This is a genomic window from Nocardia sp. JCM 38205, from assembly GCF_058222935.1.
This window is the reverse complement of sequence record NZ_JBYHFL010000001.1, coordinates 391,339-405,428: the sequence shown is the minus strand read 5'-3', so window position 1 is coordinate 405,428 and position 14,090 is coordinate 391,339. Positions and strand designations below refer to the sequence as shown.

Below are 14,090 nucleotides of genomic sequence, written 5' to 3'. Positions count from 1 at the left end.
CAGCGTGAACGCATCTGCGAACACCCCGCTCGGCAACGTCCTGATCACCGGCGGCGCATCCGGTCTCGGAGCCGCCGTCGTCGACGCGGTACAGGCCGAGGGCCGCACCGCTCTGGTCATCGACCGCGACAAACCGGAGGCCGAGGTGGCCTGGGAGTACGCGGACCTGGCGTACTCCGACGACACGCGGCGCGCGGTGGAGCAACTCATCGTCACGGTCGATGGACGGCTGGACGCGGTGTTCACCGCGGCCGGCATCGACGCCTGCGGCGCACTCGACGAGGTGGCCACCGAGGACTGGGAGCGGGTGATCCGGGTGAACCTGCTGGGCACGGCGGCCGTCATCCGTGCCGCGCTACCCGCCTTGCGGGCGAGCCACGGCACCGTGGTGACCTGCGCGTCTACCCTCGGAGTGAGGGCACTGCCCGATGCCACGGCCTACTGCGCGTCGAAATTCGGGGTGGTCGGGTTCACCAGGGCGCTGGCCGCCGAGACCGCCGGCGACGTCGGCGTGACCCTGCTGATCCCGGGCGGTATGGACACCGCGTTCTTCGACGACCGTCCCGCCCAGTACGCGCCGCCGCCGGATGCGCGGCTCAACAAGCCGGCAGATGTCGCGGCCACCGCGATCTTCGCGATGACCCGGCCACCGGGCTGCGAGATCCGGGAAATGGTGGTCTGCCCGTCGACGGAAAGCTCGTGGCCATGATGAACAGCGCATCCAGATCGCTGAACGTCCTGGTGTGGCATGTGCACGGCTCCTGGATGACCTCGTTCGTGCACGGCGGCCAGCAGTACCTGATCCCCACCGACACCGAACGCGGGGCGTGGGCGCTGGGCCGCTGCGGACGCGACTGGCCGGAGTCGGCCCGCGAGGTCGCGCCCGCCGACCTGCTCGACGAACAGATCGACGTGGTGGTGTTGCAGCGCCCGGAGGAACTGGATCTGGTGCGGCAGTGGTTGCACGCCGAGCCTGGTGCCGATCTGCCCGCGGTCTACGTCGAGCACAACACTCCGCGCGGACATGCCTGCCGCACCCGGCATCCGCTGGCCGACCGCGACGACATCGCCCTGGTCCACGTCACCGACTTCAACCGGCTGATGTGGGACAACGGGCGGGCGCCGGCCACGGTGATCCCGCACGGCGTCATCGACCCCGGCCACCTCTACACCGGCGAACTGGACCGCGCGGCCACCATCATCAACGAACCGGTGCGGCGCGGCCGGGTGACCGGCACCGACCTGCTCGCGCCGCTGTCGCAGGCCGCACCTTTCGACGTCTACGGCATCGACACCCTCGACCTGCACCGGGCCCTCGGCCTGCCGGCGGAACGGGTGCGCGGCGCGGGCGACCACGATCAGCGACGGCTGCACCGCGAACTCGCGCGTCGTCGCGTATTCGTGCACACTCCGCGCTGGACCTCGCTCGGCCTGTCGGTGATCGAGGCGATGTATCTGGGCATGCCGATCGTCGCGCTCGGCACCACCGAGGCGTCGGCGTCGATCCCGGCCGAGGCGGGCGTGGTCTCCAACGATCTCGACGTGCTCGACGAAGCGATCCGCATGTTCGTGCGCGAACGCTGCTTCGCCGAATTGGCGGGCAAGGCCGCCAGGCAGTGGGCGCAGGCCAATTTCGCGATCGACCGGTTCACCGGACATTGGGACCGGTTCCTGCGCGAGGTGGTGGGGTGAGCGGCCATGTGCTCGTCGCCCGGCTCGACAGCGCCGGCGACGTGCTGGTGACCGGGCCCGCGGTGCGGGCGGTGGCGGCGCGAGCCGACGAACTCACCTTCCTGGCCGGCCCGCGGGGGCGCGCGGCGGCCGAACTGTTGCCCGGCGTCGACAATGTGGTCGAATTCGCCGCCGGTTGGGTCGATTTCGATCAGCCGCCGGTCACCGCCGCCGTCATCGATGACCTGGTCGCCACCCTCGCCGCCCGCCGGATCGATGAGGCGCTGATCTTCACCTCCTTCCACCAGTCCCCGCTGCCGCTGGCCCTGGTGTTGCGGATGGCCGCCGTGCCGCGGATCTGCGCGATCAGCACCGACTACCCGGGTTCTCTGCTGGATGTACGGCATGCGGTGGACGACGATGTGCCGGAACCTGTCCGGGCGTTGTCGCTGGCCGAGGCCGCCGGGTATCCCTCGTCGGATTCCGCGCTCGCCGTGCGAACCGATCTGCCGGATGCGCGGGCGCTGACCGGGGAGCCGGGATACGTGGTGGTGCATCCGGGCGCGGCGGTAGCGGCGCGCCGGATGTCGGCGGGGCGAAACCGCGCGATGGTGGCCGCCCTGATCCGGGCCGGCTATCGGGTGCTGGTCACCGGTGGACCGGACGAAACCGAGCTCACCGCAGCGGTATCCGGTGATGACGCACTCGACCTCGGTGGCGCGACCGACCTGCCCATGCTCGCCGCGGTTCTGCGGGCGGCCCGGGTGGTGGTCGCACCCAATACCGCGGCCGCCCACCTCGCCGCTGCCGTCGGCACGCCGGTGGTGTCGTTGTTCGCGCCCGTCGTGCCGGCGCGGCGCTGGGCTCCGCACCACGTGCCGTGCATCGTGCTCGGTGACCAGTCGGCGCCCTGCGCGGGCTCACGCGCGCGGGACTGTCCCGTGCCCGGGCACCCGTGCCTGGAGCACATCAGCGATGACGCGGTGGTCGCGGCGGTGGACACACTCGCCGTCGCCTCCTCGTCCCGGTTGCCGACCGTCCGGCCGGCACAACAGCGCGGGCGGATCGACGCGTTGCGCTGACCGAGCGACGAGCCCGCGACGCTGTTTCAAGAGCAGGAGGCAGGGCATGCCTCGAGCAACGGTGTCGAGGGCCGGCACCCGGATCGGATCAGGAGGGCAGATGGACGGCGTCTCGGAACCCTCCCGCACCGCCGATTCGGATCCGCGTCCGGCGGCGGTGCTCTTCGATCGCGACGACACTCTGATCCGCGATACCGGATACCTCGCCGACCCCGATCTGGTCCGGCCGATGCCGGATGCGCGCAGGCAGCTGCGCCGGTTGCGCCGCGCGGGTCTGCGCATCGGCATCGTGTCCAATCAGTCCGGCGTGGCGTCCGGCCGGATCAGCCCGGCCCAACTCGCCGCGGTGAACGCGCGCGTGGAGGACCTGCTCGGCCCGTTCGACACCTGGCAGATCTGCCTGCACGGTCCCGCCGACGGCTGCCGGTGCCGCAAACCCGAGCCAGGGTTGATCCTCGGCGCCGCGGCGGAACTCGGCGTGGACCCGTCCCGATGCGTCGTGATCGGCGATATCGGATCCGACATCGAAGCCGCGTTGGCGGCGGGTGCCAGGGCCGTGCTGGTTCCGACACCCCGCACCCGCGCGACCGAAACCGACCGCGCCCGGCGACTGGCGGCGGTGGCTCCCGACCTCACTCGGGCGATCACCCTCGCGCTCGGTGCACCGGGGACCGGGAAGGAGCAGACGTGAGTAGCGCCGAGCGCCCGGCTGACGGCCGACCGGAAAACCTCGATCCGCGCAGTCGCGTGCGGACCGCCGAGCTGGAAGACCATTTCGACGCGCTCGGACGCGCGCTGCACCAGAACCTGCGCCCGGCGGCCGAACACGTCCTGGCCTGGGGTGTGCGGCTGGCCGGCATCTATGCCTCCGGCGGACGCTTGTTCGCCTGCGGCAATGGCGGCAGCGCCGCCGAGGCACAGCATCTGACCGCCGAACTCACCGGCCGCTTCCGCGCCGAACGCCGGCCGCTGTCGGCGATCTCGCTGCATGCGGAGACCTCGAGCCTGACCGCGATCTGCAACGACTACGGCCCCGACGAGATGTTCGCCCGGCAGCTGTTCGCCCACGGCCGCCCCGGCGATGTGCTGCTCACCCTGTCGACCAGCGGTTCCAGCGCCAATGTGGTGGCAGCGGCCAAGGCGGGCAAGGAGATCGGCATGGCGACCTGGGCGATGACGGGGCCCTCGCCCAATCCGCTGGCCGCCCTCTGCGACGATGCCATCCCGGTCGACGCCGATTCGGTGTCGGTCGTGCAGGAGATGCACCTGGTGCTGGTGCATTCGCTGTGCGCCGCACTGGAATCAGCGATGGGGGTCGACAGTTGAGCAGCACCGCACCGTTGGTGATCGTCGGCGACGTGCTGCTCGATATCGATATCGAAGGCCGCGCCGATCGCCGCAGCCCCGACGCGCCCGTGCCCGTCGTCGACGTCACCAGCCGCTCCTATCGCCCCGGCGGTGCGGGGCTGGCGGCGACGCTGGCCGCCCGATACGCCGACGAGGTGGTGCTGGTGGCCGGATTCGCCGATGACGAGCCCGGACACCGGCTGCATTCGCTGCTGGCCCGCCGGGTGCGGGTGGCGGCGTTGCCGTTCTACGGCAGCACGGTGTGCAAGCAACGCGTGCGGGCCACCGGTCCCTGGGCGGGTGGCGCGAGCGAATCCGTGCTCGCCCCGATCACCCGGCTGGACTTCGGGCACGGCCGCACCGTGGCGGGTCCGGTGAGCGAGGACGCCCGGTGGGCGTTGGCGAACGCGGGCGCGGTGCTGGTGGCCGACTACGGGCGCGGGGTGACCGCACATCCGCAGATCCGGGCGCTGCTCGAACAGCGCCCGCGACGGACACCACTGGTGTGGGATCCCCATCCGAAAGGGCCGACCCCCGTGCGCGGGGCGGACCTGGTGACGCCCAACCGCCCCGAGGCCGAGCACTTCCTGCCGGACTCGGCCGATGTCGGTGCTCGTGCCCGTGCGCTCGCGCGGCGCTGGTCGGCGCGGGCGGTCACCGTCACACTCGGCGCCGACGGGGCGGTGCTGTCCTGCGCCGGACGATCCGATGTCGTGCGCATCCCGGTTCCGGCGACAGGACCGATATCGGTGCGCGACACCTGTGGTGCCGGCGACCGCTTCGCGGTGGCCGCCACGATCGCTATGGGTGACGGCGCCGACGCCGAGGACGCCGTCCGCGCGGCCGTCGCTGCCGCCTCGGCCTTCGTCGCCGACGGCGCGGCTGCCGCCTTCGCGGAGGACGCGCCCCAGATCCCCGCACCCGAACTCGCCGCGAGCGACCCGAGCTGGTGAGCGTCGTCCTGGTTCTGCGTGCACTCGGTCTCGGCGATCTGCTGACCGCGGTACCCGCCCTGCGCGCCCTGCGCCGCGCCCGCCCCGGCGATCGGCTGGTGCTGGCCGCTCCGCGGTGGCTGCGCCCGATCGTCGAACTGACCGGCACGGTCGACGCGCTGCATCCGGTGTCGGGCCTCGGCGCACTGCGCTGGGCCGGGCCGTCTCCGGCCACCGCGGTGAACCTGCACGGGCGTGGACCCGCCAGCATCGCCGACCTCGCGGCCATCGCGCCCGAGCGCCTGATCACCTTCGGGCACCGCGATTTTCCCCAGTTCCCCGGTCCGGACTGGCCGGAGGACACCCACGAGGTCACCCGCTGGTGCGGCCTGCTCGACTGGGCCGGGATTCCCGCGGACCCGACCCGGCTGTCGGTCGCGGCGCCACCTGCCACCGCAGCCGATCCGGCGCGAGTCCTCATCCACCCGGGCGGCAGCTCGGCCGCGCGCCGCTGGCCCGCCGAACGATTCGCCCGCGTCGCCGCGCACCTGCACGGCCGCGGATACCGGGTGCTCATCACCGGCGATGCGCGCGAGCGCACCCTGGCCGCACAGGTGGCCGCCGAAGCCGGTGCGGGCACGGTGGTGGCGGGCCGACTGGCCCTGGACGAGACCGCCGCCCTGGTCGCCGGTGCGCGCCTGGTCGTCTGCGCCGATACCGGCCTCGCGCATCTGGCCACTGCGTTCGGCACGCCGTCGGTCGTCATCTTCGGGCCGAACCCGCCGCGCTGGTGGGGACCACCGCCACGGTCCCGGCACCGGGCGCTGTGGGCGGGCCGGATCGGCGATCCGCATGCGAGCACACCCGATCCCGGACTGCTCATGATCGGCACGGACGACGTCATCGAGGCCGTCGACGACCAACTCGCGCTCGCCTGGTCACCGCGCGCCCGCACCGACGCGATGAGCACGGTGAGCGACCGTGCCTTCTGACGGCGCCGAGCGTGCCGCGGTGACCGTCGGCATGGTCGCCGACCCGGATCTGCCTGCCCGCCTGGCCCACCAACTCGGCGAGCGCCTACCGGACCTGCTCGCCCGGCACGATCGCGGCATCGACTGGAAGGTCGAGGTCTTCTACGACCCGTTCGAGGCGATGCACCCCGACGACGAACACCTCATCGACAAGGCCGCCCAGCACGTCGGCCATACCGACTGGGATCTGGCGCTGTGCCTGACCGATCTGCCGTTGCGCACCGACGACGGCATCGTGCTGGCGAGCTTGGACCGAGCGCACCATGTCGCGCTGATCTCCCTGCCCGCGCTCGGCGGCTGGCGCTTGCGTAACCGGCTGCAAAAGCTGGCCGTGCGGTTGATCGACGGGTTACGACCGGCCGGGGTCCGGCGCGAACTGCGGATGCCGCGCCCGTTCCACCGCGCCCGCGTCGAGACCCCCGCCCCCTCGACGGCGCGCATCGTCTCGCCTCGGCGCATCGGATTACCGCGGCTGCTGGCAGGCATGGTGCGAGCCAACCGGCCGTGGCAGCTGTTCCTCGGGCTGTCGTCGGCGCTGGCGGGATCGCTGGCAGGCACCGCGTTCGGTGTGTTGTATTCCAGCATCTGGCAATTGGCCACCGCGCTCGGGCCGTTCCGGCTGGCGGGTGTGGTGGTCACGGCGATCGCCGCGCTCACCGTCTGGACCATCGCCGGGCACGGCCTCTGGGAGCGCGCCGATGCCGCGGGCATGGCACACGGACCCGATCTCGCACTGCGCAATGCCGGCACCGTGGCCACCGTCGCGGTCGGCACGGTCGTGTTCTTCGCGACGCTGTTCCTGCTCACCTGCGCCGCGGTCGGGCTGATCATCCCGCCGGCCTACCTGGGCAGCGTGCTCGGTCGCGCGGTCGATGTCGGCGATTACCTGACCATCGCGGCCATGGCGAGCGCGCTCGGCACGGTGGCGGGCGCGGTCGGTTCCGGCCTGGAAGACGACATCACCGTCCGGCGCGCCACCTACGGATACCGCGAGCGGGAACGACGCGACCGCGTCGCCCGCGACCGGGACAGCTGAATCGGCCCGGCGGCGTGGTGTGGGCGCCGGGCACGCGGGTATGCCGGTAGGACCGGCCGACACGAGGAGGACCGATGCGGCTAGTCGTGATGGGGGCGACGGGGAACGTGGGCACCGCGGTGATCGACGCGTTGTCGGGCACACCGGAGGTGACCTCCATCGTCGGTGCGGCGCGGCGGCGCCCGGCCGAGGACCGGGTCGGGGTGGAGTGGGTCGCCGCCGACGTACGCCACGACGACCTCACCGCGCTGTTCCGCGGTGCCGATGTCGTGGTGCACCTGGCTTGGCTGTTCCAGCCGACCCACCGGCCCCTTGACACCTGGCGGGCCAACGTCGGCGGCACCTCACGAGTGCTGGAGGCGGTGGCGGCCGCGCGGGTGCCTGCCCTGATCTACGCCTCCTCGGTCGGCGCGTATTCGCCGTGCACAGACGACCGCCCGGTGTCGGAGTCCTGGCCCACCGAAGGCTGGCCCGGCGCGTCCTACATGATCGAAAAGGCATATGTGGAACGGCTGCTCGACACCTTCGAGCGTCAGCAGCCCGACTGCCGAGTGGTGCGGATGCGCCCGGCCTTCACCTTCCAGTACGCCTCCGCCAGCGAGCAGCGCAGGCTGTTCCTCGGGCCGCTGATGCCCAATCCGCTGCTGCGGCCCGGGCTGCTGCCGGTGCTGCCGTATCCGCGCGAGCTGCGCTTCCAGGCCGTGCACAGCGTCGATGTGGGACTGGCCTATGCGCTGGCCGTGGTCTCCGAGGCGCGCGGCCCGTTCAATATCGCGGCCGAACCGGTGCTCGCCCGCGCCGAACTCGCCCGCATCCTGCGCACCCGCACGGTCGAAGTGCCGCCCCGGCTGGTGCGCACCGCGCTCGCGGCGGCCTGGCATCTGCGGCTGGCGCCGGCCACCCCGGGATTGTTCGACGCGATGATGCACCTGCCCGTCATGGACACCACCCGCGCCCGCGTCGAGCTGGGCTGGACGCCGCGGATCAGCTCCTCGGACGCCCTCACCCAGTTCCTGGACGGATTCCGCGCCGGCGCCGGGGGCCGGACGCCGCCGCTGGCGCCGGATGCCGGCGGGGCCTGGCGCTACCGCGAGTTCACCTCCGGTGTCGGTGGACACGACCCGGTCGACCGCGCGCTCGCCCAGCACGGACGATGACGACCGCACGGCTGTGTCGCCTGGGCGTTGGCGGGTAGCCGATCAGCATGGCAACTATCGCTCCCTTACCGAAGGAACGCATCGGCGCACCGCTGCGCGCCGTGGTCACCGGCTCCGATTCCGGCATCGGACGTGCCATCGCCGTCGCCCTCGCCGGTGGCGGGGTGGATGTGGGCATCACCTATCACGCGGACGAGCAGGGCGCCGCGCGCACCGCCGAGCTGGTCACCGAGCGCGGCGCGCGGCCCGCCGTCCGCCACCTCGATCTCGACGATCTGCCGACCAGTACCGCCGTCATCGACGAATTCGCCGCCGAACTGGGCGGGCTGGACGTGTTGGTGAACTGCGCCGGAACGGGCTCGGCCACACTGGCCATGGAGATGGACTTCGACACCTGGCGGCACGTGCTGTCGGTGGATCTGGACGGTGCGTTCCTGTGCTCCCAGCGCGCCGCCGCGCACATGATCGAGGCCGGTCGCGGCGGACGGATCATCAACATCACCAGCGTGCACGAGCACGCGCCGAAGGTCGGTGCCGCGCCGTACTGCGCCGCCAAGGCCGGACTGGGCGCGCTCACCAAGGTGCTCGCGCTGGAACTCGCCGAATACGACATCACCGTCAACTCGGTGGCGCCGGGGGAGATCTCGACTCCGATGACCGGCCAGGAAGACGCCGATCCACGTGCGCAACCGCGCCCCGGACTGCCACTGGGCCGCCCCGGCCACGCCGACGAAGTCGCCTCCGTGGTGGCCTTCCTCGCCACCCCCGCCGCCGGATACGTCACCGGCGCCTCCTACATCGTCGACGGCGGCATGCTGCTGATGGGCCCGCAGTCCAGCCAGCTCGTCCCCGACGAGAAGTGGCGTCGCCCCTAGCCGGGTTGACCTTGACCCTGCGTCAGGGTTGCAGCCTTGGCGCATGACGCACAACAGCACCCACGCCGCTCGGCTCGTCCCGCCGATCGGCGCATTCCAGGACATCGATGGACGGCGACTGTTCATCCACCGAGCGGGCAGTGGGGGACCGGCGGTGGTGTTCCTGCCCGGCGCGAGCGCGGTGGGGCTGGACTACTTCGGTGTCCAGCAGGAGATTTCGCGACTCACCACGGCCGTGAGCTACGACCGTGGCGGAACCGGCTACAGCGATCGGCTCCCGCTGCCGCGCACGGCTGCCGCCGTTGCCGTCGAGCTGCGCGATCTGCTGCGCGCGCAGCACATCGCCGGCCCCTACGTACTCGCCGCGCATTCCCTCGGCGGGTTCTACGCGCACCGATTCGCCCAGCTCTATCCGCGCGAGGTGGCCGGACTGGTCTGGCTGGATGCCCTGCACCACGACTGGGACGCGTACATGCCGGCATCAGCGAGCCTGGCCGCCGCCGAACACGCGGGCCCCGGCCTCGCTGAACTCGAGCAGATGCGCCCGATGCTGCGCGACATCCACTCCGAACTGCTCGCGGCCTACCCCGAACACCTGCGGCAACCGCTGGTGCGGGCCAAGCTGACCACCGAGTGGCTTCGGGCCGGCCTCGCCGAACGCAGCGGATTGGCCGAACTCGCCGCCGAGCTGCGCGGCGGGCCCGGGCTGCCGGATGTCCCCACGATCGCGCTCAGCGTCGTCGGCACCGATCCGGCCGAGCGGGGCCGGATCCCGGCCTCGACGGTGCAGCAGCTGCACGATGGCAGACGACGCATGGATGCCGCGCGGGCGGCTGCGGCCTCGCAGGGCGAACAGCGCATTCTGGACGACACCGTGCACCACCGGCTGTGTTTCGACCGCCCCGACGCCGTCGTCCGGGCGGTCGCCGATGTCATCGACCGGGCCACCCGCCCCTAGACTCGGCGCGATCACCCGCGACGACGATTCGGAGGAGGACGGTGCTCACGATCGGGCAGCTCGCCGCGACCGCCGGCGTGACCGTGCGCACCGTCCGCCACTACCACCACGTCGGACTGCTGCCCGAACCCGAACGCGACGCCTCCGGCTACCGCCGCTACAGCCCGCAGACAGCGGTCGATCTCATCCGGATCAGGACCCTCGCCGAGGCCGGCGTGCCGCTGGCCCGGATCGACGCGTTGCTACACGCCCGGCCGGCCGAATTCGCCGCCGCCGTCGCCGATATCGACGCCGACCTGCAGCGCAGAATCGACCAGCTGGCCGGCTACCGCCGCAGCATCGCCGCACTCGACAGCGGTGAGCGGCTCGTCCTCCCGGCCGAGGTGGTCGACATCCTGGACCGCATGCGCCGCCTCGGCGTCAGCGAGCGACGTGTCCGCGCCGAACGTGACGCGTGGATTCTGATGCAGGCGCTGGAGCCGGGCGCCATGGCGCAGCGGATCCGGGAGAAGAACAGCGCCTTCGACGATCCGGAGACCGTCCGGCTGTATCTGGCCTGTGATCGCGCGGCGGACTGGGATCCGCGCGATCCGCGGCTGGACAGGCTCATCGACGAGCTCGACGCGTGGAAGACCCGGCACGAAGCAGACGGCGGCGGCTCCGGACATGTGGCGCTGGTCTTTTCCCGGATCTCGGAGGAAACCCCGGCGTGGCAGCGCATCGTCGAGGTGCTCACCTGCCGCGCCGAGCGGCACCGCACCGCCCGGTCGGGCAGTGGAGGCGGTGCGGCTCTCAGTTCGCCTACCAGTACCGATGCCGCTGCCCGTCGGTGTCGGCGATCCAGATGATCGCGTCCGCGCCCGTCAGGTCCGCCGGGGTGAACGGGATGTGGCCGGGCATCATCGGCTCGCCTGACCGGATCGTCGCGGGCAGGGCGGCGCGCAGCGGGCCGGCCGGGAACAGGGCGCGCCCGCTGGTGGCCTCCGCCAGCACACCGGCCAGGGTGCCCGGCTCGCTGTGCGGGTTCGCGTCGGCGGCCACGAAGGCATAGCGCTCACCGAGGGCGAGGGCGACGAGCGCGCCGGCGTTGGCCCACCGCACCTGGTTCTCGCCGACCGCCATGCTGGGCGGCGCGTACTGCAGGTGCACATTGTGGGCGAAGACCAGGGTGGCACCGCGGTGTTGTTCGCGGGCCCTGATGTCGAGCAGGTTGTCGGCCATCAGCTCCGCGCGCACCGCGAGCATGTGCGCGATGCGGTCGGGGCCGGTCTCGGCCATGGCGGCATGGAAGCGCAGCTGGCCGAGGACGGTGCGGGCGGAGGCGACGGCGTCGGCGTAGCCGTCCGGGTCCGCCGGGTGCAGGGCAGGCGCGGCGCGCCGCAGGGCACCGGCCAGATCGTCGGCCAGGATACGCAGGGCGCGAGCGCGTTCGGAGTCTCCGATGGAGGCGGCCGGGTCGTACATGGCGGCCTGGTTCGTCCACTCGGCGTCGTCGCCGAGTAGCGTTTCCAGCTCATCCGCCGACCGCGGGCGCAGGGGCTCGGGCAGGTACGCGACGGTCGCGCGCAGGGCAGGTCCGGGGCTCGCGATCTCGACCTGGTCGCCCGGAAAGTCGAAGCCGTAGCAGCGGACCCGATCGTGCGGCGGGCGGCCCGCGTTGTGCATGCGGAGCCATTCGACGAGTTCCCGATTGCCCGGTACGGCGCCGAAGTGATGGCTGAACCCGGTGGCGAGCACGGTGTCGAGATCGGTGCCCGCGCCGTGGACGTAGTCGTCGACCAGCGTGGCGGCGGTCATGTCGATCTCGAGCGCGATCGACCGGAAACCCCGGTCCACCAGTTGGGCGAGGAGTTTATTGCGCAGCACCGGGAAGGCCGCGATCCCGTGCGTCGGCTCGCCGAGCCCGAGCAGGGCCGTCGGCTCGGCACGCGCGGCGAGCAGTTCGTCGATGGCCCGGCCCAGGCTCGCCGAATCGCCGAGTTCGCGCCCGAGCGCGCGCAGCGAGGTGTCAGTGGACATGGATACCCCTTTCAGAAGAACCTGCCCTCGACGCTATCGTTGAAGAATCGGGTGAGACTTTCTCGAACCCCACCAGGCATTTACTGCTGAAACCCTCAAACGGAGGTCCGCGCTGCGTCCCATCGACCTCGCCCGGGAACACCGGTTGTCCGCCCAGGCGATCCGCAACTACGAGGACGCGGGCATCCTCCCGCCGAGCGCGCGCAGCGACACCGGCTACCGGCGCTACACCTCCCTGCACGCGCAGGCGCTGCGCACCTTCCTCGCCTTACGTGCCGGACACGGCCATGAACCGGCCGCGGAAATCATGCGCGCCGTCAACCGCGGCGACACCGAATCCGCCTACCGCCGGCTCGACGCCACCCATCTGGCCCTGCTCACCGAACGCGACACCCGCCTCGATGTCGCCGCCGGCCTCGGCGCACTGTCCACCACGCCACCGCCGATCCCCGGACCTCCGCTGACCGTCGGCGAACTCGCCCGCCGCATCGGTGTGCACCAAGCCACCCTGCGCGCCTGGGAATCCGCGGGCATCCTGCGCCCGCAGCGCAACCGGGCGACCGGCTACCGCGAATACGGCCCCGACAGTGTGCGCGACGCCGATATCGCTCGTCAGCTGCGCCGCGGCGGCTACCCGCTGCACAAGATCGTGCAGTTCCTCGACTCCGTCCACGAGGCCGGCGGCCCGGAAGCTCTGCACGAGTTCCTGGCGGCCTGGCAACATCGCCTCGACACCCGCAGCCGCCACTTACTCAGCGGTGCAGCACAATTGGATGCCTACCTCACCCTGCTCGATCGCCGATAGCCGGTCCGCGCCCAGGGCTGCACAGTCTCGTCGCATGCCGAGCGCACTGCGCCCGCCGCCCTGGCCCGAGCCATCCTGCACGGCGACGCATGAGCACTCCGGTGCTTCCAGGGCCGCCGTGCCCGACGGCTGCGGCTCGGGTGTGACCTCAACTGCTCGCCGGAACGCCGACCTGCTGCGGTGTCTTGTCATTGCGCAGCCCGCGCCAGCTGGGGTGGCGTAGGCCCTCGCCGGTGTATTCGCGGTATTCGATATCGCCGACCAGGACCGGGTCCACCCAGTGGGCGGCGCCGACGGCGGAGCGGGGCGGCGGTTGGGGGAAGGGCGGATCGGTGCGGGCGAGGGTATCGAGACGGGCGCGCAGGGAGCGGCGGACGGCGGCGGTGAAGCCGGTACCGACGTTGCCGAGGTAGACGAGGCGGCCGTCCGGGTCGTTGGCGCCGAGGATCAACGATCCGAAGGTGGATGCCATGGCGCCGTTGCCGGTGGTCCAGCCCGCCACGATCGCCTCGGTGGTCTTGCGCAGGGGCGTTTTGATCCAGGCGGGGGAGCGGCGGCCGGGCTGATAGGTGGAATCGATGCGTTTGGACACGATGCCTTCGAGATGGTTCTCCCGGGCCACGGCGATGAGCTTGTCGGCGTCGACGTCGAGCCAGTGCGGCGGAGTGCGCACCGGCGCGTCGGTGAACTCCAGCTCCTGCAAACGCTCGCGCCGTCGCAGGTACGGCAGGCCGGTCAGCGAGTCGGGGCCGGCACCGAGGATGTCGAACAGATGCAGCTGCACCGGCACCGCGGCGATCAATTGGTTGGTCGGCCGCACGACATGCATCCGCCGCTGCAACAATGCGAACGACGGCGCGCCCGTGGCGCTCTGGGCGATGATCTCGCCGTCGAGTACCAGCTCACGCCCGCCCGCCAGATCGCCGAGCACGCCGGCCAACTCCGGATACGACCCGGTGACATCGCGCTGATTGCGGCTGTAGAGCCGGCATTCACCGCCCCCGCAGACCACGATCGCCCGCACCCCGTCCCACTTCATCTCGACCGCCCACTCGGCATCATCGGGCGGCCGTCCTGAGACGGCAAGCATCGGCGCCGGAACCGCGACCACCGCCCCAGCGTATCCGCAGCAAACCTCCGCGTCCGCCGATTCGCTCGGGGCACGGTCGGGCGGCGT

General features: G+C 71.8%; 15 protein-coding genes. 13 read left to right on the top strand and 2 right to left on the bottom strand.

The annotated features are described in order from the left end of the window. Positions 1-4: 4 nt before the first annotated feature. From AC4HOU_RS01915 to AC4HOU_RS01860, 12 genes are all read left to right on the top strand, one after another. Positions 5-709: an SDR family oxidoreductase gene (locus AC4HOU_RS01915; protein WP_490724065.1), complete on the top strand. Its 705-nt coding sequence runs from the start codon at positions 5-7 to the stop codon at positions 707-709. Continuing rightward, entirely contained in the window at positions 709-1,692 is a 984-nt protein-coding gene (locus AC4HOU_RS01910; RefSeq protein ID WP_195020768.1) for a glycosyltransferase, read from the top strand. Before AC4HOU_RS01915 ends, AC4HOU_RS01910 begins: the two co-directional genes overlap by 1 nt. After that, complete coding sequence (locus AC4HOU_RS01905; RefSeq protein ID WP_194992737.1) at positions 1,689-2,753, top strand: glycosyltransferase family 9 protein; 1,065 nt, start codon at positions 1,689-1,691, stop codon at positions 2,751-2,753. The genes AC4HOU_RS01910 and AC4HOU_RS01905 overlap by 4 nt, the downstream gene beginning before the upstream one ends. Positions 2,754-2,853: 100 nt before the next feature. Beyond that, entirely contained in the window at positions 2,854-3,444 is a 591-nt protein-coding gene (locus AC4HOU_RS01900) for an HAD family hydrolase (protein ID WP_163810977.1), read from the top strand. A 71-nt stretch (positions 3,445-3,515) separates the two neighbouring features. Continuing rightward, positions 3,516-4,079: a D-sedoheptulose-7-phosphate isomerase gene (locus AC4HOU_RS01895; protein WP_163811143.1), complete on the top strand. Its 564-nt coding sequence runs from the start codon at positions 3,516-3,518 to the stop codon at positions 4,077-4,079. Continuing rightward, positions 4,076-5,053 carry a PfkB family carbohydrate kinase gene (locus tag AC4HOU_RS01890; RefSeq protein WP_490724064.1) on the top strand — a complete coding sequence of 326 codons (978 nt, stop codon included), beginning with the start codon at positions 4,076-4,078 and terminating at the stop codon, positions 5,051-5,053. The genes AC4HOU_RS01895 and AC4HOU_RS01890 overlap by 4 nt, the downstream gene beginning before the upstream one ends. After that, a complete protein-coding gene (locus AC4HOU_RS01885) occupies positions 5,050-6,024 on the top strand; it encodes a glycosyltransferase family 9 protein (protein ID WP_195019473.1) in 975 nt (324 codons plus the stop codon). Before AC4HOU_RS01890 ends, AC4HOU_RS01885 begins: the two co-directional genes overlap by 4 nt. After that, positions 6,014-7,099 carry a hypothetical protein gene (locus tag AC4HOU_RS01880; protein ID WP_490724063.1) on the top strand — a complete coding sequence of 362 codons (1,086 nt, stop codon included), beginning with the start codon at positions 6,014-6,016 and terminating at the stop codon, positions 7,097-7,099. The genes AC4HOU_RS01885 and AC4HOU_RS01880 overlap by 11 nt, the downstream gene beginning before the upstream one ends. A 74-nt stretch (positions 7,100-7,173) precedes the next feature. After that, positions 7,174-8,256, top strand: a complete 1,083-nt coding sequence (locus tag AC4HOU_RS01875; protein ID WP_490724062.1) for an NAD-dependent epimerase/dehydratase family protein — start codon at positions 7,174-7,176, stop codon at positions 8,254-8,256. 47 nt (positions 8,257-8,303) lie between these two features. Next, a complete protein-coding gene (locus AC4HOU_RS01870; RefSeq protein ID WP_163810986.1) occupies positions 8,304-9,131 on the top strand; it encodes an SDR family oxidoreductase in 828 nt (275 codons plus the stop codon). A gap of 43 nt (positions 9,132-9,174) precedes the next feature. After that, complete coding sequence (locus AC4HOU_RS01865) at positions 9,175-10,089, top strand: alpha/beta fold hydrolase (protein WP_490724061.1); 915 nt, start codon at positions 9,175-9,177, stop codon at positions 10,087-10,089. 41 nt (positions 10,090-10,130) lie between these two features. Beyond that, a complete protein-coding gene (locus AC4HOU_RS01860) occupies positions 10,131-10,937 on the top strand; it encodes a MerR family transcriptional regulator (protein ID WP_490724060.1) in 807 nt (268 codons plus the stop codon). Here AC4HOU_RS01860 and AC4HOU_RS01855 read toward each other — a convergent pair. Beyond that, positions 10,891-12,108, bottom strand: a complete 1,218-nt coding sequence (locus AC4HOU_RS01855) for an erythromycin esterase family protein (RefSeq protein ID WP_490724059.1) — start codon at positions 12,106-12,108, stop codon at positions 10,891-10,893. The genes AC4HOU_RS01860 and AC4HOU_RS01855 overlap by 47 nt on opposite strands. Positions 12,109-12,220: 112 nt before the next feature. On the opposite strand from AC4HOU_RS01855, the gene AC4HOU_RS01850 reads away from it, so the two are divergent. Next, complete coding sequence (locus AC4HOU_RS01850; protein ID WP_490724244.1) at positions 12,221-12,913, top strand: MerR family transcriptional regulator; 693 nt, start codon at positions 12,221-12,223, stop codon at positions 12,911-12,913. A 148-nt stretch (positions 12,914-13,061) separates the two neighbouring features. Here AC4HOU_RS01850 and ligD read toward each other — a convergent pair whose 3' ends face one another. Continuing rightward, a complete protein-coding gene (ligD, locus tag AC4HOU_RS01845; RefSeq protein ID WP_163811147.1) occupies positions 13,062-14,003 on the bottom strand; it encodes a non-homologous end-joining DNA ligase in 942 nt (313 codons plus the stop codon). Positions 14,004-14,090 lie beyond the last annotated feature (87 nt).

Coding starts and splice junctions, on each gene's coding strand:
- AC4HOU_RS01870 (WP_163810986.1), top strand. CDS start 8,304: ATGGCAACTATCGCTCCCTTACCGAAGGAACGCATCGGCGCACCGCTG.
- AC4HOU_RS01855 (WP_490724059.1), bottom strand. CDS start 12,108: ATGTCCACTGACACCTCGCTGCGCGCGCTCGGGCGCGAACTCGGCGAT.
- AC4HOU_RS01910 (WP_195020768.1), top strand. CDS start 709: ATGAACAGCGCATCCAGATCGCTGAACGTCCTGGTGTGGCATGTGCAC.
- AC4HOU_RS01875 (WP_490724062.1), top strand. CDS start 7,174: ATGCGGCTAGTCGTGATGGGGGCGACGGGGAACGTGGGCACCGCGGTG.
- ligD (WP_163811147.1), bottom strand. CDS start 14,003: ATGCTTGCCGTCTCAGGACGGCCGCCCGATGATGCCGAGTGGGCGGTC.
- AC4HOU_RS01865 (WP_490724061.1), top strand. CDS start 9,175: ATGACGCACAACAGCACCCACGCCGCTCGGCTCGTCCCGCCGATCGGC.
- AC4HOU_RS01900 (WP_163810977.1), top strand. CDS start 2,854: ATGGACGGCGTCTCGGAACCCTCCCGCACCGCCGATTCGGATCCGCGT.